Here is a 19,283-nt window from a genome sequence, read left to right on the forward strand (position 1 = left end):
TTTCTTTAATAATAAGCGGGTGTAGTTTAGTGGTAAAACTACAGCCTTCCAAGCTGTTGTCGCGAGTTCGATTCTCGTCACCCGCTTTGAACGTTTGTTCATTACCAAGTTTTTAACTTGGGCGCGTAGCTCAGGTGGTTAGAGCGCACGCCTGATAAGCGTGAGGTCGGTGGTTCGAGTCCACTCGTGCCCATTAGGAGAATTACTCAAGAGGCTGAAGAGGACGGTTTGCTAAATCGTTAGGTCGGGTAACCGGCGCGGGGGTTCGAATCCCCCATTCTCCGTATAGAATCAAGTTAGCTTTCTAGCTAACTTTTTTGTTACTTTGATACATCAATAGAAATAAAAATGTAACAAAGGCGTAACATAAAATCTTTCATTTTCTGTTATACTAGTTAGTGTCTTATATGAAGGAGTCTTTTATTTTATGAAGAAAAAATTATTAACGACCATTTTACTTAGTACAGTTGCTTTATCACAAGTAGGTACAGTTATTTCTGTAGGAGCTGATTCTACTGATGATAAAATTGCTGCACAAGATAGTAAGATTGCTGATTTGAGTTCAAAAGAACAAAGCGCACAAGCAGAAGTTGATCAAATTCAATCTCAAGTTTCTGAAATCAAAAAACAACAAGAAACGCTTAAAGCTGAAAATGATCGTTTGAACGAAGAGTCTGCTAAACTTTCAGCAGAGATTGAAGAGCTTTCTAAAAATATTGTTGCTCGTCAAGAATCATTGGCAAACCAAGCACGTAGTGCTCAAACAACAGGAACTGCTACTAGTTACATTAACGCTATTGTAAGTTCTGGTTCTTTGACTGAAGCTATTTCTCGTGTTTCTGCAATGAATGAAATTGCTAGCGCCAACAACAAGATGCTCGAAGAGCAAAAACGCGATAAAGAAGCAATTGATGCTAAACAAAAAGAAAACAATGAAGCAATCAACACTGTTATTGCCAACCAACAAAAATTAGATGAAGACGCGCAAGCGTTGACAACTAAAGAAGCTGAGTTAAAGGTTGCACAATTGAATTTGGCAGCTGAAAAATCAACTGCAGAAAATGAAAAGAATGCTTTGCTTGCAGAGAAAGCAGCAGCAGAGAAAGCGGCAGCTGAAGCAGCCGCAGCTGAAGCAGCTTACCGTGCACAACAAGAAGAGCAACGTAAGGCTGTAGAAGCATCTGCTAATACTAACTTGCAAGCACAAGTGCAAGCTGCTACTCAAACACCTGCAGCTGAAGCAGCACATCCTCAAGCAACTGTTGCAACTCCTGCTGCAGCACCAGTGGTTCAAACTCAAACTGTTGCTACACCTGCTGCAACTAGTCGTCCAACATACAGCACGTCTGCAAGTTCATATCCAGTAGGTGAATGTACTTGGGGTGTTAAAGTATTGGCACCTTGGGCTGGCGATTACTGGGGTAATGGAGCACAGTGGGCTGCAAGTGCCGCAGCAGCTGGATTCCGTACTGGTAGCCAACCACAAGTTGGAGCTATTGCATGTTGGAATGACGGTGGATATGGACACGTAGCAGTGGTTACAGCTGTTCAATCTACTACAAGTATCCAAGTATCTGAATCTAACTACTTAGGTATCCGTAGCATTGGGAACTACCGTGGATGGTTTAACCCAGTGAATGCACAAGGATCTGTTACTTATATCTATCCAAACTAAGAATTCAAAACACTCACTTTTCGTGGGTGTTTTTTACTATAGTTACTATTTTAATTTTTGGTGGATTATGGATTGAAAAATCATGTAAAAAGGGTTACAATGGGTAAAGAGAAGATTTGTACATTTGTACATTGTGGTTAAATTTATGTGGAGGAAATCATGTCGTTTTCGGATTTAATGCTGTTTGCTTTATCTTCTAACCAAGATTTGGCTGAACGTGTCTCTAAGGAGATGGGATTGCCACTTGGTAAGTCGACCGTACGTCAATTTTCAGATGGGGAAATCCAGGTCAATATTGAGGAGTCTATTCGTGGTAAAGAGGTGTATATTCTTCAATCTACGAGCTCTCCTGTAAATGATAATTTAATGGAAATTTTGATCATGGTAGACGCCTTAAAACGTGCTAGTGCTCAAACCATTAATGTAGTAATGCCCTATTATGGTTATGCTCGTCAAGACCGTAAAGCTCGTGCTCGTGAGCCAATTACATCCAAATTGGTTGCCAATATGTTAGAGATTGCTGGTGTGGATCGTCTCTTAACTATTGATTTGCATGCAGCTCAGATTCAAGGGTTCTTTGATATTCCAGTGGATCATTTGATGGGGGCTCCATTGATTGCAGACTACTTTGAACGTCGTGGCATGGTTGGTTCTGACTATGTGGTAGTAAGTCCGGACCACGGTGGTGTGACTCGTGCTCGTAAGCTAGCTGAATTTTTGAAAACACCGATTGCCATCATTGATAAACGTCGGAGTGTCGATAAAATGAACACCAGTGAAGTCATGAACATCATTGGGAACGTCGAAGGGAAAACTTGTATCCTGATCGATGATATGATCGATACTGCGGGAACAATTTGCCATGCTGCAGATGCACTTGCTGAAGCAGGAGCTGTAGAAGTCTATGCAAGTTGTACGCACCCTGTATTATCAGGTCCAGCTATGGACAATATTCAAAAATCAGCGATTAAGAAGTTGGTGGTGTTGGATACCATCTTCCTACCTGAAGACCGCTTAATCGATAAAATTGAACAAATCTCCATCGCAAAACTTTTGGCAGAAGCGATTATCCGCATCCATGAAAAACGTCCTTTGTCTCCTCTATTTGAAATTGGAAATGCGAAAAAATCTTAAAAAGTAGGAGGTTGGGAAATCCAACCTCTTTTCTTTTGATAAAAATTTGGATTGCTATGGGCAATACATGCTATCATTATTGAAGCAAATAGAGGTTGTTAGTAGAAAATAATGGTTTTAAATTCTAGAAATAGTTGTAAGAAGGGGGTGACGCCATGAAGACGATAAAGAATGAATCCAGTTCACGATTAAAGGGATTATTTTTGTTTATTCTCTTGTTGGTCGTTTTTGGATTGGCTGTTCTTTTTTTGATGCAGAATTTCTCTGAACGGAAGAACTCAAATCTTACTAGTTCAGTAAATAATCCGTCCGCAAGACAGGTCCAGTCAAAGCAAGAAACTCCATATGTTCCTAGTCAAGAAGAGAAAGATTACTTAAATAAGCGGTTTACGTCATTATTGAAGGTGAATCCAGAAACTGTAGCCTATATCTATGCTCCAGGTACGGAATTGGATGAGCCAGTCGTCCAAACAAGGGATAACGCCACTTATTTGGATAAGACTTTTGAAGGAGGTTTTGAACCTTTCTTAGGGACAGTCTTTATGGATATGGATAATCAGAAAGACTTCAGTGATCGGTTGACTTGGCTGTTTGGTCATGCTCGTGGTAGTTTACTTGGAGATCATCGTATGTTTAATGATGTTAATTACTACGACCGGCAGGAGTATTTTGATCAGCATCCTTATGTGGTCATCGAAACTCCTCAACGAAAGTATGTCTACCAAGCTTTTTGTCTTGTCATTGTTCCTGAAGAAACTCCTTTTTATCGCATTCATTTTAAAGATGATCGAGACTTCACTGATCAACTGGATCAAGTGTATCAGAATGCGAAAACAAAAAATCCAACAATGAAAGCGAAAGCTTCGGACCGCTATTTGGTCTTATCTACTTGTCGGGAAGAAGATAATAGCATCCGATCCAATCTCTATCTCCGTCAGATACCGGATTCAGAAATGACTGAGTTTTTAGCCAAACATGGAGATCAGTTGTCTTATGTTGCAACACGGGGACAAGAATAAAAAGGATTTTGTAAACATGATTCAATGAGAGGATTTAGCATTTGCTAAGTCCTTTTTTGATGAGAAAGGTCATTATTGTATCATTTTAGTGGGGACTAGCCCCTTTTTTGCGATGGTTTTCTATTTATAGTATAATGGTGATAGAACTTTTTTGGAGGTGGCTATGGATTTAACAAAACGGTTTAATCAAAATTTGAATCGAATCGAGATTTCTTTGATTCGTCAGTTTGACCAAGCCATTTCTTCTATTCCAGGTGTCTTACGCTTGACCTTGGGTGAGCCAGATTTTACGACACCGGATCATGTAAAGGAAGCGGCAAAAGCAGCTATTGATGCCAACCAGAGTCATTATACGGGAATGAGTGGTTTGCTAGCTCTACGTGAAGCTGCTAGTCAGTTTGTCGCTGAAAAATATAACCTACAGTATCGACCAGATGATGAAATTTTAGTTACGATTGGGGCAACGGAGGCCCTTTCTGCAACCTTGACGGCTATATTGGAACCGGGAGATGTGGTGCTCTTACCAGCACCTGCTTATCCTGGTTACGAACCTATTATTAAACTGATGGGGGCTAGTGTCGTCGAAATCGATACGACAGACAATCGCTTTATCCTCAGCCCAGAGGCTTTAGAAAAGGCCATAGAAGAGCAAGGAGATCGCGTCAAGGCGGTTATTCTCAACTACCCAGCTAATCCGACAGGTGTCACCTACTCTAAGGAGCAGATGCAGGATTTGGCTAGTGTCTTGAAGAAATATGAAGTCTTTGTCGTTTGTGACGAAGTTTATTCAGAGCTAACCTATACAGGTCAGCCTCACGTTTCCTTGGGATCCTATCTACGGGACCAAGCCATTATTATCAATGGTTTATCAAAGTCTCATGCTATGACAGGATGGAGACTCGGTTTTATCTTTGCGCCGGCTTCCTTGACAGCTCAATTAATTAAGAGTCATCAGTACTTGGTGACTGCAGCGGGGACCATGAATCAGTATGCAGCCATTGAAGCCTTAACAGTTGGTAAAGACGACGCAGAGCCGATGAAACGGGAATACATAGAGCGTCGAGATTATATCATCAAAGAAATGTCTGCCATGGGCTTTGATATTATCCGCCCGGATGGTGCCTTCTATATTTTTGCTAAGATCCCACAAGGATATAACCAAGACTCCTTCGATTTTTTGAAGCTTCTAGCCCAAGAAAAGGCTGTTGCCTTTATCCCAGGAATGGCTTTTGGACCATACGGCGAAGGATATGTGCGCTTGTCTTATGCAGCAAGTATGGAAGTAATCCAGGAAGCGATGAGTCGGTTGAAGGAGTTTATGAAAGAACATGCTGGAGAGCATTGAGAGTCGTGGCATCGTCCTCTACCATCGGGATTACCGAGAGGACGATAAGCTGGTTAAAATCTTTACAGAGCAAGCTGGCAAGCTCATGTTTTTCGTGAAACATGCCAATCGTTCTCGGTTGAATTCTATGATCCAACCTTTGACTTTAGCGGATATGTATCTGAAAATCAATGATGACGGACTCAGCTATATCGAAGATATTCATGAGGTTCAAAGTTTCCAAGGGATTAACCAAGATCTTTTTCGTCTTTCCTACGCAACCTATATACTGGCCTTGGCAGATGCTAGTATACAGGATCGTCAACCTGATCCAGCTTTATTTGCTTTTTTAGAGCAGACCTTGCAATTGATGGATCGGGGCTTGGATTATGAAATCTTGACCAATATTTTTGAAATGCAGATTTTATCCCGATTTGGTGTCGCCTTAAACGTCCATGAGTGTTGCGTCTGTCATCGAGTGGGGTTGCCTTTTGATTTTTCATTCCGCTTGGGTGGTGTCCTTTGCCCAGATCATTATGATCGTGACGAAAGACGAGCCCACTGGGATCCAAATGCCCTCTATTTGTTGGATCGTTTTCAAGCTGTGAAATTTAGTGAGTTAGAGACGATTTCCATCCATGATGCGATGAAGAAAGAGTTGAGAAAGTGCCTAGACCAACTCTATGATGAATATGTAGGCATTCATTTAAAAGCTAAGAAATTTATTGATTCCCTAGGAAGCTGGGGAGAGATCTTAAAAGATCAGTCTGGAGGTAAGAAATGAAAAAAATTGCAGTTGATGCAATGGGTGGAGATCATGCTCCACAGGCCCTGGTAGAAGGGGTCAATCAAGCCATACAAGAATTTAAGGATATCGAAGTCATTTTGTATGGGGATGAGGCTAAAATTAAGCAATACCTGACAGCAACTGAACGGGTATCCATCGTCCATACGGATGAGAAAATCAACTCAGATGATGAGCCGACTCGTGCGATTCGTCGGAAAAAGCAAGCCAGCATGGTCTTAGCAGCGCATGCAGTTAAGAATGGAGAAGCGGATGCGATGCTTTCAGCAGGAAATACAGGAGCTCTTCTTGCCTCTGGTTACTTCATCGTCGGTCGGATCAAGGTCATCGATCGTCCAGGTTTGATGTCGACTCTTCCTACCCTTGATGGGAAGGGCTATGATATGTTGGATTTGGGGGCAAATGCCGAAAATACGCCAACACACTTGCACCAATATGCGATTATGGGAGCCTATTATGCAGAGAATGTCCGTGGCATTAAGCGGCCTCGTATCGGTCTCTTAAATAACGGAACAGAGGAAAGTAAGGGGGATCCCCTACGCAAGGAGACCTATCAATTATTAGCAGCAGATCCTTCTCTTAATTTTGTAGGAAATGTGGAAGCGCGTGACTTGATGGATGGAGTTGCTGACGTCATTGTCACAGATGGATTTACAGGAAATGCTGTCCTTAAGACTATGGAAGGAACTGCTCTGGGCCTCTTTAAACAGTTGAAAACGGTCCTTAGTGGTGGCGGGTTGAAAGCCAAGATTGGAGCCTTCCTCTTGAAGAATGATCTACGAGGTTTGAAAAAGACCTTGGATTATTCAGATGTTGGAGGTGCGGTCTTGTTTGGCTTGAAAGCCCCTGTCGTGAAAACCCATGGTTCTAGTGATGCCAAGGCAGTCTATAGCACGATCCGCCAGATCCGGACCATGTTAGAAACAGATGTTATTCGTAAATCTGTGGTTGAATTATCAGAATTGGAGGAAGAGAAATGAGTCGTCATCAAGAAATTTTTAAACTAGTTGAAGGGTTGATTCAAGATCATAAGGGATCTGACTATGAGGTTACTTTGGATTTGGACTTACGAAAGGACTTGGAAGTAGATTCCGTTGATCTCATGGAATACATTATTTATTTGGAAGAAGCCTACCAAATTGATATCCCAGATAAAGACATTGATGCCATGGCAACTGTTGGAGATATGGTAGACTACGTTTTGAAGAAAACAAGCAAATAAAGTTCGGTTTTTACGAACGAATAAGCATCTAAAAATAAGAGGTTGAATCTTTTTGATTCAATCTCTTATTATTTTTGTGTTACAAGCGAACAAGATACGGATTTAACTTGAAAAAACAACATCTCTGTGATACACTGAAAGGGATAAAAGATGAAAGGCGAATAATAAAATGTCCAGTAAACTTATTTATACGGGAAAAGCTAAAGATATCTATACTACAGAAGACGAAAATGTGATTAAGTCCGTTTATAAGGATCAGGCAACCATGCTGAATGGAGCTCGCAAAGAGACCATCGAGGGAAAAGGTGTGCTGAATAATCAGATTTCGTCTCTTATTTTTGAAAAATTGAATGCTGCGGGTGTGGCTACTCACTTTATCGAACGTATCTCCGATACAGAACAACTCAACAAGAAAGTTACAATCATTCCTTTGGAGGTTGTGCTTCGTAACGTGACTGCGGGTTCTTTCTCAAAACGTTTCGGTGTTGAAGAAGGTTTGGACTTGAAAACTCCAATCGTTGAATTTTACTACAAAAACGATGATTTGGATGATCCATTTATCAATGATGAGCATGTGAAGTTTTTGGATATTGCCAACGATGAGCAAATTGCTTATATCAAGGAAGAAACGCGTCGTATCAATGAATTGCTGAAAGATTGGTTTGAGCAAATTGGTCTGCGTTTGATTGACTTCAAATTGGAATTTGGTTTTGATAAGGATGGCAAGATTATCTTGGCAGACGAATTTTCACCAGACAACTGCCGTCTTTGGGATGCAGAAGGGCACCATATGGACAAGGATGTTTTCCGTAGGGATCTCGGTAGCTTGACAGATGTTTATAAGGTTGTCTTGGAGAAATTGCAGGGCTTGAAGTAGCCTGTTTGAAACGGAAAACCGTCGTCTTCAAGAACATGTTTGAATAGAAATAAAGGAAATAAAATGGATAAACGTATTTTCGTTGAGAAAAAAGCTGATTTTCGTGTGAAATCTGACTCTTTAGTAAAGGAACTACAGCATAATATTCAGTTAAAAACCTTGAAGGACCTTCGTATTGTACAGGTTTACGATGTCTTTAATTTGGCAGAGGATTTGTTTGCGCGTGCGGAAAAACACATCTTCTCTGAGCAAGTGACAGATACTGTTTTGGATGAAGCTACGATCAAGGCAGATCTTGAGAAGGTTGCTTTCTTTGCTATCGAAAGCTTGCCTGGTCAATTTGATCAACGTGCAGCATCTTCACAAGAAGCTTTGCTGTTGCTGGGTAGCTCAAGTGATGTAACGGTTAATACTGCTCAATTGTACTTGGTTAACAAGGATATTGATGCGAATGAATTGGAAGCTGTTAAAAACTACCTCTTGAACCCAGTGGACTCTCGTTTCAAAGATATCACTCTTGACATTGCCAAACAAGATTTCTCTGAGTCCGACAAGACCATTCCAAACTTGGATTTCTTTGAAACTTATACAGCGGAAGATTTTGCTCGGTATAAGGCAGAGCAAGGATTGGCCATGGAAGTGGATGACCTTCTCTTCATCCAAGATTACTTCAAGTCCATTGGACGTGTGCCAACTGAGACTGAGCTTAAGGTTTTGGATACTTACTGGTCTGACCACTGCCGTCACACAACTTTCGAGACTGAGTTGAAGAATATCGACTTCTCAGCTTCTAAATTCCAAAAACAATTGCAAGCGACTTACGACAAGTATATTGCCATGCGTGATGAGTTGGGACGTACAGAAAAACCTCAAACCTTGATGGATATGGCGACTATTTTTGGTCGTTATGAGCGTACTAATGGTCGTTTGGATGACATGGAAGTGTCTGATGAAATCAATGCCTGCTCTGTTGAAATTGAAGTAGATGTCGATGGTGTCAAAGAACCATGGCTTCTCATGTTCAAAAATGAAACTCATAACCACCCAACTGAAATTGAACCATTTGGTGGAGCGGCTACTTGTATCGGTGGTGCCATTCGTGACCCATTGTCAGGGCGTTCATACGTATACCAAGCTATGCGTATCTCAGGTGCTGGTGATATTACAACACCAATTGCTGAAACTCGCGCTGGTAAATTGCCACAACAAGTGATTTCTAAAACAGCAGCTCACGGTTATTCTTCATACGGGAACCAAATTGGTCTTGCAACAACCTATGTTCGTGAATACTTCCACCCAGGTTTCGTTGCTAAGCGTATGGAGCTAGGTGCTGTTGTCGGTGCAGCTCCTAAGGAAAATGTAGTTCGTGAAAAACCTGAAGCAGGTGATGTGATTATCTTGCTCGGTGGTAAGACTGGACGTGACGGTGTCGGTGGTGCGACAGGTTCTTCTAAAGTTCAAACGGTTGAATCGGTTGAAACAGCTGGTGCTGAGGTTCAAAAAGGGAATGCCATAGAAGAACGTAAGATTCAACGTCTTTTCCGTAATGGTGATGTGACACGTCTTATCAAAAAATCCAATGATTTTGGAGCTGGTGGTGTCTGTGTGGCTATTGGTGAATTGGCAGATGGTCTTGAAATTGATCTAGATAAAGTGCCTCTTAAATATCAAGGCTTGAATGGTACAGAAATTGCTATCTCTGAATCTCAAGAACGGATGGCCGTGGTAGTTCGTCCAGAAGATGTAGATGCCTTCATAGCAGAATGTAACAAAGAAAATATTGACGCGGTTGTCGTTGCGACAGTGACTGAAAAACCAAATCTTGTTATGCACTGGAATGGCCAAACCATCGTTGATTTGGAACGTCGTTTCCTTGATACAAACGGAGTACGGGTAGTTGTAGATGCTAAGGTGGTTGACAAGGATGTCAAGCTTCCAGAAGAACGTCAAACATCTGCTGAAACCCTTGAAGCTGATACTCTTGAAGTCTTAGCTGACCTTAACCATGCAAGTCAAAAAGGTTTACAAACCATTTTTGATAGCTCAGTTGGTCGTTCAACAGTCAATCACCCACTCGGTGGTCGCTACCAAATTACACCAACGGAAGCTTCTGTACAGAAATTGCCAGTCCAACATGGCGTGACAACAACTGCTTCTGTTATGGCGCAAGGGTTTAACCCTTATATCGCCGAATGGTCTCCATATCATGGTGCTGCTTATGCGGTCATCGAAGCAACTGCTCGTTTGGTTGCTGCTGGTGCCAACTGGTCTAAGGCTCGGTTCTCTTATCAAGAATACTTCGAGCGGATGGATAAACAAGCAGAGCGTTTTGGTCAACCAGTAGCAGCTCTTCTTGGATCCATCGAGGCTCAGATTCAACTTGGTTTGCCATCTATCGGTGGGAAAGACTCGATGTCTGGTACCTTTGAAGAATTAACCGTACCACCAACCTTGGTTGCTTTTGGGGTCACAACTGCAGATAGCCGTAAGGTTCTTTCTCCAGAATTCAAAGCTGCTGGTGAAAATATTTACTACATTCCTGGTCAAGCTTTGGCACAAGAAATTGACTTCGATCTTATTAAATCTAACTTTACTCAATTTGAAGCTATCCAAGCTGACCACAAAGTGACAGCAGCATCCGCTGTCAAATATGGTGGTGTCCTTGAAGCTCTTGCCCTTGCAACATTTGGGAACCATATCGGAGCAAACGTCGAATTAGCTGACCTTGACACTAGCTTGACAGCCCAATTGGGTGGATTCGTCTTCACATCGCCTGAAGAAATTGCAGGTGTTGCTAAGATCGGACAAACAGTAGCTGACTTTACACTTGCTGTCAATGGTGTAACGCTTGATGGACACAAACTTGACAGTGCTTTCCAAGGTAAATTGGAAGAAGTTTACCCAACGGAATTTGCACAGGCAACTGAGTTGGAAGAAGTACCAGCTGTGGCATCAGATGCTGTGATCAAAGCTAAAGAAACAGTTGAGACACCAGTGGTTTACATCCCAGTATTCCCAGGTACCAACTCTGAGTACGATTCAGCTAAGGCCTTTGAAAAAGAAGGTGCAAAAGTTAACTTGGTACCATTTGTCACACTGAATGAAGAGGCGATTGTCAAGTCTGTTGACACCATGGTTGACAACATCGAAAAAGCTAATATTATCTTCTTTGCAGGTGGCTTCTCAGCAGCGGATGAACCAGATGGATCAGCTAAATTCATCGTAAACATCTTGCTCAATGAAAAAGTGCGTGCAGCTATCGATGGTTTCATCGAACGCGGCGGCTTGATCATCGGTATCTGTAACGGATTCCAAGCTCTTGTCAAATCAGGTCTCCTTCCATATGGTAACTTTGAAGATGCAAGTAGCACGAGTCCAACCCTCTTCTACAATGATGCCAACCAACACGTGGCTAAGATGGTGGAAACACGGATTGCTAATACGAACTCACCATGGCTTGCCGGAGTAGAAGTTGGAGACATCCACGCCATCCCAGTATCACACGGTGAAGGGAAGTTTGTCGTGACAGCTGAGGAATTCGCAGAGCTTCGTGACAATGGTCAAATCTTTAGCCAATATGTTGACTTCGAAGGGAAACCAAGCATGGATTCTAAATACAATCCAAATGGTTCTGTCCATGCGATTGAAGGGATTACCAGCAAGAACGGTCAAATCATCGGGAAGATGGGTCACTCAGAACGTTTCGAAGATGGTCTCTTTCAAAATATTCCAGGAAATAAAGATCAACACCTCTTTGCATCAGCGGTTCAATATTTTACTGGGAAATAAAAGGTATACAACATGACATACGAAGTAAAATCTCTTAATGAAGAGTGTGGAGTCTTTGGGATTTGGGGACATCCAGACGCAGCAAAACTCACCTATTTTGGTCTTCACAGTCTCCAACACCGGGGACAAGAGGGGGCAGGCATCTTGGCCAATGATCAAGGAACCTTGAGACGCCATAGGGATACAGGTCTGCTTTCAGAAGTCTTTCGGAATCCTTTAAATCTAGAAAAATTGACAGGATCTTCTGCTATTGGACATGTTCGCTATGCGACAGCGGGGGAAGCGTCTGTGGATAACATCCAACCCTTCCTTTTCCGCTTTCACGATACGCAGTTTGGTCTGGCCCATAATGGGAATTTGACCAATGCCCAATCGCTCAAATCGGAATTAGAAAAAAATGGAGCCATCTTTAGCTCGACCTCTGACTCAGAAATTCTGGCTCACTTGATTCGTCGGAGCCACAACCCTTCCTTTATGGGCAAAATCAAGGAAGCGCTCAATACGGTCAAAGGTGGGTTTGCTTATCTGATGCTGTTTGAAGATAAGCTGATCGCAGCGCTAGACCCAAATGGCTTCCGTCCTCTTTCCATCGGGAAAATGGCAAATGGTGCCTTGGTTGTTTCTTCGGAAACCTGTGCCTTTGAGGTGATTGGGGCAGAATGGATCCGAGATGTGCATCCTGGTGAGCTCGTGATCTTTGATGAAAATGGCATTACCTATGATCGCTATACGGATGATACTCAACTAGCAATTTGTTCTATGGAGTATATCTATTTTGCTCGACCTGACTCCAATATCCAAGGGGTCAACGTCCATACAGCTCGCAAGCGGATGGGCGCTCAGTTAGCACGAGAATTTAAGAACCAAGCAGATATTGTGGTGGGGGTTCCCAATTCCTCTCTCAGTGCGGCCATGGGCTTTGCGGAAGAATCTGGCTTGCCAAACGAAATGGGCTTGATCAAGAATCAGTATGTCCAACGGACCTTTATCCAACCGACTCAGGAATTGCGGGAACAAGGAGTGCGAATGAAGCTCTCTGCCGTATCTGGTGTCGTGAAAGGCAAACGGGTTGTCATGATTGATGATTCCATCGTGCGTGGGACAACCTCTCGTCGGATTGTGAAATTGTTGAAAGAAGCAGGGGCTACAGAAGTCCATGTGGCAATTGCTAGCCCAGCTCTGGCTTATCCATGTTTCTACGGAATTGATATTCAGAGCCGCGAAGAGCTGATCGCAGCCAACCATACAGTAGAGGAAACTTGTGAGATTATTGGTGCGGATAGCTTGACTTATTTATCTGTTGATGGCTTGATTGATTCTATTGGCATTGATACTGATGCACCAAACGGTGGTCTTTGTGTGGCTTACTTCGATGGGAAATACCCAACGCCTTTGTATGACTACGAAGAACGCTATTTGGAAAGCTTGAATGAGCAGACATCCTTTTATTAGGAATGTTTGCAAGTGAATCTGATCGATCATCAGTAGGATCTAGGAAGAGAAAAAGGAATAAACAAATGACAAACAAAAATGCTTACGCGCCACGTCTCACTACTGACTAAAAGCTAAAGCATTTGTCAGTAGACGCTTTGTCCTATGGGACCAAAGCTAGAGACCTGACTAGTATTTTTAGATAAAATAATTGTTTATCTAAAAATACGTCGCACTCTTTCTCAAAAAAAGAAAAGGATTAAAAAATGACAAATAAGAATGCATATGCTCAATCGGGTGTGGACGTTGAAGCGGGTTATGAAGTTGTTGAACGGATCAAAAAACACGTAGCACGTACAGAACGTGCGGGTGTTATGGGAGCTCTTGGTGGTTTCGGTGGCATGTTTGACCTTTCAAAAACAGGTGTCAAAGAGCCTGTTTTGATCTCAGGAACAGATGGTGTTGGAACCAAGCTGATGCTAGCTATCAAGTACGACAAACATGATACGATTGGTCAAGACTGTGTGGCTATGTGTGTCAATGATATCATCGCTGCAGGTGCAGAGCCCCTATACTTCTTGGACTACGTAGCAACTGGTAAAAATGAACCAGCTAAATTGGAGCAGGTCGTTGCTGGTGTTGCTGAAGGTTGTGTGCAAGCTGGTGCAGCCCTTATCGGTGGTGAAACGGCTGAAATGCCTGGTATGTATGGTGAAGACGACTATGATTTGGCAGGTTTCGCGGTAGGTATCGCAGAAAAATCTCAAATCATCGACGGCTCAAAAGTAGCTGAAGGTGACGTGCTTCTTGGACTTGCTTCAAGTGGTATCCACTCAAATGGTTACTCACTTGTCCGTCGTGTCTTTGCGGATTACACAGGTGAAGAAGTTCTCCCTGAATTGGAAGGGAAGAAACTTAAAGACGTTCTTTTGGAACCAACTCGTATCTACGTCAAAGCAGCTTTGCCACTCATCAAAGAAGAATTGGTCAACGGGATTGCCCACATCACAGGTGGTGGTTTCATCGAAAATGTGCCACGAATGTTCGCGAAAGACTTGGCTGCTGAAATTGACGAAAGCAAAGTACCAGTTCTTCCAATTTTCAAAGCCCTTGAAAAATATGGTGAGATCAAACATGAAGAAATGTTTGAAATCTTCAACATGGGTATTGGTCTCATGCTTGCGGTTAAACCAGAAAATGTGGAACGTGTCAAAGAACTTCTTGATGAACCTGTTTATGAAATCGGTCGAATTGTGAAGAAAGATGGCGCAAGTGTGGTGATTAAATAATGACTAAAATGATTGCTGTTTTTGCCTCTGGTAACGGCTCAAACTTTCAGGTGATTGCGGAACAATTTCCAGTAGAATTTGTTTTTTCAGATCACCGTGATGCCTATGTCTTAGAACGTGCCAAGACCCTTGGTGTGGCTAGCCATGCTTTTGAACTCAAGGAATTTGACAATAAAGCAGCTTATGAAGAAGCTATCGTCAAACTCTTGGATGAAAACCAAATTGATTTGGTTTGTTTGGCCGGTTATATGAAAATCGTCGGCCCAACCTTGCTAGCAGCTTACGAAGGTCGTATCATCAATATTCACCCGGCTTATCTCCCCGAGTTTCCAGGGGCTCATGGTATTGAGGATGCTTGGAATGCAGGCGTTGCTGAGAGCGGCGTGACTATTCACTGGGTGGACTCTGGCGTTGATACTGGCAAGGTCATCAAACAAGTCCGTGTGCCACGGCTTGAAGGTGATACCCTTGATACTTTCGAGACGCGCATCCACGAAACAGAGTACAAGCTCTATCCAGAAGTATTGGAACATTTGGGAGTTGCACGAAAATAAGGAAGCCCTAGAGCTGAAAAAACATTTTTGACTCTAGCAGATGAAGAACTTTTTTAAAAAAGGAAAAGAAAGAAAATGACTAAACGCGCACTAATTAGTGTTTCAGACAAAGCGGGCATTGTTGAATTTGCCCAAGAACTCAAGAAACTTGGTTGGGACATTATCTCAACAGGTGGGACTAAAGTTGCCCTTGATAATGCTGGGGTGGACACTATCGCCATCGATGATGTGACTGGTTTCCCAGAAATGATGGACGGTCGTGTCAAGACCCTCCACCCAAATATCCACGGAGGTCTCCTCGCTCGTCGTGACCTTGATAGTCACCTAGAGGCTGCTAAGGATAATCAGATTGAGCTCATCGACCTTGTTGTGGTCAACCTTTACCCATTTAAGGAAACCATCCTGAAACCAGATGTGACTTACGCTGACGCGGTGGAGAACATTGATATCGGTGGACCATCCATGCTTCGTTCAGCAGCGAAAAACCACGCTAGTGTAACGGTTGTGGTAGACCCTGCTGACTATGCTGTGGTTTTGGACGAATTGGCAGCAAACGGCGAAACAAGTTACGAAACTCGTCAACGGTTGGCAGCTAAAGTATTCCGCCATACGGCAGCCTATGATGCTTTGATCGCAGAATACTTCACAGCTCAAGTGGGTGAAAGAAAACCTGAGAAACTCACTTTGACTTATGACCTCAAGCAACCAATGCGTTATGGTGAAAACCCTCAACAAGATGCTGACTTCTACCAAAAAGCTTTGCCAACGGATTACTCTATTGCATCCGCTAAACAGCTCAACGGGAAAGAACTGTCTTTCAATAATATTCGTGACGCGGATGCAGCGATCCGGATCATCCGTGATTTCAAAGACCGTCCAACCGTTGTGGCTCTCAAACACATGAACCCATGTGGGATCGGCCAAGCTGACGATATCGAAACTGCTTGGGACTATGCTTATGAGTCTGACCCAGTTTCTATCTTCGGTGGTATTGTCGTTCTAAACCGTGAAGTAGACGCTGCGACAGCTCAAAAAATGCACGGTGTCTTCCTTGAAATCATCATTGCACCAAGCTATACGGACGAAGCGCTTGAAATCTTGACAACCAAGAAGAAAAACTTGCGAATCCTTGAATTGCCATTTGACGCTCAAGATGCCAGCGAAGTGGAAGCAGAATACACTGGTGTTGTTGGTGGACTCCTCGTTCAAAACCAAGACGTGGTGAAAGAAAGTCCAGCTGACTGGCAAGTGGTAACCAAACGCCAACCAACGGAGACAGAAGCGACAGCTCTTGAGTTTGCTTGGAAAGCGATCAAGTACGTCAAATCAAACGGTATTATCGTGACCAACGACCACATGACACTTGGTGTTGGCCCTGGTCAAACCAACCGTGTGGCATCTGTCCGCATCGCTATTGACCAAGCTAAAGACCGTCTTAACGGTGCTGTGCTTGCTTCAGATGCCTTCTTCCCATTTGCGGATAATGTAGAAGAAATCGCTAAAGCAGGTATCAAGGCCATCATCCAACCGGGTGGTTCTGTCCGTGACCAAGAGTCTATCGAAGCGGCTGACAAGTATGGATTGACCATGATCTTTACAGGTGTTCGTCACTTCAGACATTAACCTAAAAAGGCACTCATCGATGGATGAGCGCCTTTTTTCTGGTTAGGAATTCCTTAATTTGGATAGATATAGCTGACTGTTCCCCAGACAACATTCGTGGGGTCAAACCAGCCACGGAAATTGTTGATGGTCCGATTTCCATTGTAATTTGCTTCCTTCACTTGGATCTTTTGATCATGTTCGACCTCCGTCACGACTGCAACGTGGCCATAGCCTCCATTATCCCAACAGGCGATAGCACCGACCTCTGGGGTATTTCCTGTCCGGAAGCCCGCAGCGCGTGCACTAGCTGCCCACGTACCACCGTTACCCCACCAGTTTTGTGACCAAGGAGTCAGCTCTTTGGCTGCCCAGGTACATTCACCGACGGGATAGTAATTATCCGATTGGGTGACCATTGGAGTAGGTTTAGCCCGCTCGACCTGAAATTCAGTGGCAAGTAAACCTTTTAAGTGCCCCTTGTCTTTTTGGTAGACGTGGAGATGAAAGGTTCCTTTCCCTGTATGTTTCTCGGCATTGAAGGATAATTGGTAGCGACCAGGTGCCGTCTTTTTTGCGGGATACCAGATCAAGTCGTCTTGGCCATCTTGTTCAGACCAGATGGGAAAGAAGACCTCCTCCACATCTTCAAAAAGCTGGAGTTGGATCTCAAATAGCTGTGCAGTGCTAGGTCGGACGGTAATCTTGGGTTGGGAAGAAGTCAGGTCTTTTTTTTCAACGATTGTCTGTAGAGGAAACAGTCCTTCAAGGTTTCCGTAAGAATTGATGCCGTAGACATGGATATGATAAAGTCCAGCTTGATCCAAATGATTGGTCAGAGGCACTTGCAAATCAAATCCATTTTCACCTCGTTGGACAGGATACCAAATGAGGTCGTCCTGTCCATTTTGCTCGGACCAAATGGGGACGCTAACACTTTGGAAGCGGTCTGGAACGGTCCCGAGGTGGACAACTAATTGTCCTTTTTCCTTGTAGATATAATTGACGTTTTGCTCTGCTCTTGCAACTTGTGAAGCTCCTGCCCAGAAAAGACAAGCTGCCAAGAGTAGTTTCTTTATTCTCTGCATAAAACTCCTTTTTTAAAAAATATTAGAGGTCTCAATTATAATATTCGTAAAAAGGAGCAGAAATTTAAAAAATAATGAAAAAAGTTTGTTTTCTAATGAAAATCATCGGATATTCCTTGAAATATTAGAATAAAACGAACGATTATGATATAATTTAATAAAATAATTCGCAAAAGAGGTTCGAGATGAAACTTTTGATTGTTGGATCTGGCGGTCGTGAGCATGCGATTGCCAAGAAATTGTTGGAGTCTAAAGACGTTGAGCAGGTTTTTGTGGCTCCTGGTAATGACGGGATGCGATTAGATGGTCTGGATTTGATCAATATCGGAATTTCCGAACATTCTAAGCTGATTGACTTCGCAAAAGTCAATGATGTTGCTTGGACCTTTGTCGGTCCAGATGATGCCCTTGCAGCTGGTATCGTGGATGACTTCAATGCAGCTGGACTCAAAGCTTTTGGTCCGACTAAATTTGCAGCTGAGTTAGAGTGGTCCAAGGATTTCGCTAAGGAAATCATGGTCAAATACGACGTTCCGACAGCGGCCTATGGGACCTTTTCAGATTTCGAGGAAGCCAAGTCCTACATCGAAGAAAAAGGTGCTCCAATCGTCGTCAAGGCGGACGGTTTGGCCCTTGGGAAAGGTGTCGTCGTTGCGGAGACAGTTGAGCAAGCTGTTGAAGCGGCTCACGAGATGCTGTTGGACAATAAATTCGGTGATTCAGGTGCGCGTGTGGTCATCGAGGAATTCCTTGATGGAGAAGAGTTCTCTCTCTTTGCCTTTGTCAATGGGGACAAGTTCTACATCATGCCAACAGCTCAGGACCACAAACGTGCTTATGATGGCGACAAGGGTCCTAACACTGGTGGGATGGGGGCCTATGCGCCAGTTCCTCACTTGCCACAGAGTGTGGTTGACACAGCGGTTGACACTATTGTCAAGCCAGTCCTTGAAGGTATGATCAAAGAAGGACGTCCTTATCTTGGTGTCCTTTACGCGGGGCTTATCTTGACAGCTGACGGTCCGAAAGTCATCGAGTTCAACGCTCGTTTTGGAGATCCTGAAACGCAAATCATCTTGCCTCGTTTGACATCTGACTTTGCGCAAAATATCACTGACATTTTGGATGGCAAAGAGCCAGACATCACTTGGACGGACAAGGGTGTGACACTTGGTGTGGTTGTAGCCTCAAACGGCTATCCACTCGCTTATGAGAAGGGTGTCAAGCTTCCAGCCAAGACAGATGGTGACATCATCACTTACTATGCCGGTGCCAAATTCGCTGAAAATGGCCAAGACCTTCTTTCAAACGGCGGACGTGTCTACATGCTGGTCACCACAGCAGATACCGTCAAAGACGGCCAAAACATCATCTACAAGGAACTCGATAAACAAAACACAGAAGGCCTGTTCTACCGAAATGACATTGGTAGTAAGGCCATAAAAGATTAACAGATATTATAGTTGTCAATGGC

At 43.3% G+C, this 19,283-nt stretch carries 15 protein-coding genes and 3 tRNA genes; 17 read left to right on the forward strand and 1 reads right to left on the reverse strand.

Features of this window, described 5'->3' with window-relative positions:
- The first annotated feature begins 15 nt into the window (after positions 1-15).
- The 16 genes from AC3E8G_RS07555 (at position 16) to purH (ending at position 16,742) form a co-directional block, all read left to right on the forward strand.
- Positions 16-86: transfer RNA gene (locus AC3E8G_RS07555), tRNA-Gly, on the forward strand.
- 33 nt (positions 87-119) lie between these two features.
- Positions 120-193: transfer RNA gene (locus AC3E8G_RS07560), tRNA-Ile, on the forward strand.
- Positions 194-196: 3 nt separating this feature from the next.
- Positions 197-284 (forward strand) — tRNA-Ser (locus AC3E8G_RS07565).
- Between the two features lie 143 nt (positions 285-427).
- Positions 428-1,675, forward strand: a complete 1,248-nt coding sequence (pcsB, locus tag AC3E8G_RS07570; protein WP_490677405.1) for a peptidoglycan hydrolase PcsB — start codon at positions 428-430, stop codon at positions 1,673-1,675.
- A gap of 159 nt (positions 1,676-1,834) precedes the next feature.
- The gene (locus AC3E8G_RS07575) at positions 1,835-2,809 is read left to right on the forward strand and encodes a ribose-phosphate diphosphokinase (protein ID WP_154859165.1); all 975 of its coding nucleotides are present in this window, start codon (positions 1,835-1,837) and stop codon (positions 2,807-2,809) included.
- Positions 2,810-2,964: 155 nt separating this feature from the next.
- The gene (gene srtB, locus AC3E8G_RS07580; protein WP_490677406.1) at positions 2,965-3,828 is read left to right on the forward strand and encodes a class B sortase, LPKTxAVK-specific; all 864 of its coding nucleotides are present in this window, start codon (positions 2,965-2,967) and stop codon (positions 3,826-3,828) included.
- Positions 3,829-3,991: 163 nt separating this feature from the next.
- Positions 3,992-5,173, forward strand: a complete 1,182-nt coding sequence (locus AC3E8G_RS07585) for a pyridoxal phosphate-dependent aminotransferase (protein ID WP_490677407.1) — start codon at positions 3,992-3,994, stop codon at positions 5,171-5,173.
- Entirely contained in the window at positions 5,157-5,936 is a 780-nt protein-coding gene (gene recO, locus AC3E8G_RS07590) for a DNA repair protein RecO (RefSeq protein WP_048789397.1), read from the forward strand. The genes AC3E8G_RS07585 and recO overlap by 17 nt, the downstream gene beginning before the upstream one ends.
- The gene (gene plsX, locus AC3E8G_RS07595; protein WP_490677408.1) at positions 5,933-6,937 is read left to right on the forward strand and encodes a phosphate acyltransferase PlsX; all 1,005 of its coding nucleotides are present in this window, start codon (positions 5,933-5,935) and stop codon (positions 6,935-6,937) included. The genes recO and plsX overlap by 4 nt, the downstream gene beginning before the upstream one ends.
- On the forward strand, positions 6,934-7,179 hold the full coding sequence (locus AC3E8G_RS07600) for an acyl carrier protein (RefSeq protein ID WP_023027448.1): 246 nt from the start codon (positions 6,934-6,936) through the stop codon (positions 7,177-7,179). Before plsX ends, AC3E8G_RS07600 begins: the two co-directional genes overlap by 4 nt.
- Positions 7,180-7,348: 169 nt before the next feature.
- The gene (gene purC, locus AC3E8G_RS07605) at positions 7,349-8,056 is read left to right on the forward strand and encodes a phosphoribosylaminoimidazolesuccinocarboxamide synthase (RefSeq protein WP_490677409.1); all 708 of its coding nucleotides are present in this window, start codon (positions 7,349-7,351) and stop codon (positions 8,054-8,056) included.
- Between the two features lie 63 nt (positions 8,057-8,119).
- Complete coding sequence (locus tag AC3E8G_RS07610; protein ID WP_490677410.1) at positions 8,120-11,845, forward strand: phosphoribosylformylglycinamidine synthase; 3,726 nt, start codon at positions 8,120-8,122, stop codon at positions 11,843-11,845.
- Positions 11,846-11,857: 12 nt separating this feature from the next.
- Positions 11,858-13,297, forward strand: coding sequence for an amidophosphoribosyltransferase (gene purF / locus AC3E8G_RS07615; RefSeq protein ID WP_154859181.1), 1,440 nt, complete (start codon positions 11,858-11,860; stop codon positions 13,295-13,297).
- Positions 13,298-13,542: 245 nt separating this feature from the next.
- A complete protein-coding gene (gene purM, locus AC3E8G_RS07620; protein WP_154859183.1) occupies positions 13,543-14,565 on the forward strand; it encodes a phosphoribosylformylglycinamidine cyclo-ligase in 1,023 nt (340 codons plus the stop codon).
- Entirely contained in the window at positions 14,565-15,119 is a 555-nt protein-coding gene (purN, locus tag AC3E8G_RS07625) for a phosphoribosylglycinamide formyltransferase (RefSeq protein ID WP_154859185.1), read from the forward strand. Before purM ends, purN begins: the two co-directional genes overlap by 1 nt.
- A gap of 75 nt (positions 15,120-15,194) precedes the next feature.
- A complete protein-coding gene (gene purH / locus AC3E8G_RS07630; protein ID WP_154859187.1) occupies positions 15,195-16,742 on the forward strand; it encodes a bifunctional phosphoribosylaminoimidazolecarboxamide formyltransferase/IMP cyclohydrolase in 1,548 nt (515 codons plus the stop codon).
- Between the two features lie 53 nt (positions 16,743-16,795).
- Here purH and AC3E8G_RS07635 read toward each other — a convergent pair whose 3' ends face one another.
- Positions 16,796-17,809: a GBS Bsp-like repeat-containing protein gene (locus tag AC3E8G_RS07635; RefSeq protein WP_490677411.1), complete on the reverse strand. Its 1,014-nt coding sequence runs from the start codon at positions 17,807-17,809 to the stop codon at positions 16,796-16,798.
- Positions 17,810-17,994: 185 nt separating this feature from the next.
- Here AC3E8G_RS07635 and purD point away from each other — a divergent pair, with 185 nt between their 5' ends.
- Complete coding sequence (gene purD / locus AC3E8G_RS07640) at positions 17,995-19,260, forward strand: phosphoribosylamine--glycine ligase (protein ID WP_490677412.1); 1,266 nt, start codon at positions 17,995-17,997, stop codon at positions 19,258-19,260.
- Positions 19,261-19,283 lie beyond the last annotated feature (23 nt).

The sequence above is a fragment of the Streptococcus sp. SCPM-O-B-15294 (M123) genome (assembly GCF_058200455.1).

What these genes read in the sequence shown, in the direction of transcription:
- srtB (WP_490677406.1), top strand. Translation starts at nt 2,965, where the DNA reads ATGAAGACGATAAAGAATGAATCCAGTTCACGATTAAAGGGATTATTT.
- AC3E8G_RS07575 (WP_154859165.1), top strand. Translation starts at nt 1,835, where the DNA reads ATGTCGTTTTCGGATTTAATGCTGTTTGCTTTATCTTCTAACCAAGAT.
- purD (WP_490677412.1), top strand. Translation starts at nt 17,995, where the DNA reads ATGAAACTTTTGATTGTTGGATCTGGCGGTCGTGAGCATGCGATTGCC.
- AC3E8G_RS07600 (WP_023027448.1), top strand. Translation starts at nt 6,934, where the DNA reads ATGAGTCGTCATCAAGAAATTTTTAAACTAGTTGAAGGGTTGATTCAA.
- purM (WP_154859183.1), top strand. Translation starts at nt 13,543, where the DNA reads ATGACAAATAAGAATGCATATGCTCAATCGGGTGTGGACGTTGAAGCG.
- purF (WP_154859181.1), top strand. Translation starts at nt 11,858, where the DNA reads ATGACATACGAAGTAAAATCTCTTAATGAAGAGTGTGGAGTCTTTGGG.
- plsX (WP_490677408.1), top strand. Translation starts at nt 5,933, where the DNA reads ATGAAAAAAATTGCAGTTGATGCAATGGGTGGAGATCATGCTCCACAG.
- pcsB (WP_490677405.1), top strand. Translation starts at nt 428, where the DNA reads ATGAAGAAAAAATTATTAACGACCATTTTACTTAGTACAGTTGCTTTA.
- AC3E8G_RS07585 (WP_490677407.1), top strand. Translation starts at nt 3,992, where the DNA reads ATGGATTTAACAAAACGGTTTAATCAAAATTTGAATCGAATCGAGATT.
- recO (WP_048789397.1), top strand. Translation starts at nt 5,157, where the DNA reads ATGCTGGAGAGCATTGAGAGTCGTGGCATCGTCCTCTACCATCGGGAT.
- purH (WP_154859187.1), top strand. Translation starts at nt 15,195, where the DNA reads ATGACTAAACGCGCACTAATTAGTGTTTCAGACAAAGCGGGCATTGTT.
- purN (WP_154859185.1), top strand. Translation starts at nt 14,565, where the DNA reads ATGACTAAAATGATTGCTGTTTTTGCCTCTGGTAACGGCTCAAACTTT.
- purC (WP_490677409.1), top strand. Translation starts at nt 7,349, where the DNA reads ATGTCCAGTAAACTTATTTATACGGGAAAAGCTAAAGATATCTATACT.
- AC3E8G_RS07610 (WP_490677410.1), top strand. Translation starts at nt 8,120, where the DNA reads ATGGATAAACGTATTTTCGTTGAGAAAAAAGCTGATTTTCGTGTGAAA.
- AC3E8G_RS07635 (WP_490677411.1), bottom strand. Translation starts at nt 17,809, where the DNA reads ATGCAGAGAATAAAGAAACTACTCTTGGCAGCTTGTCTTTTCTGGGCA.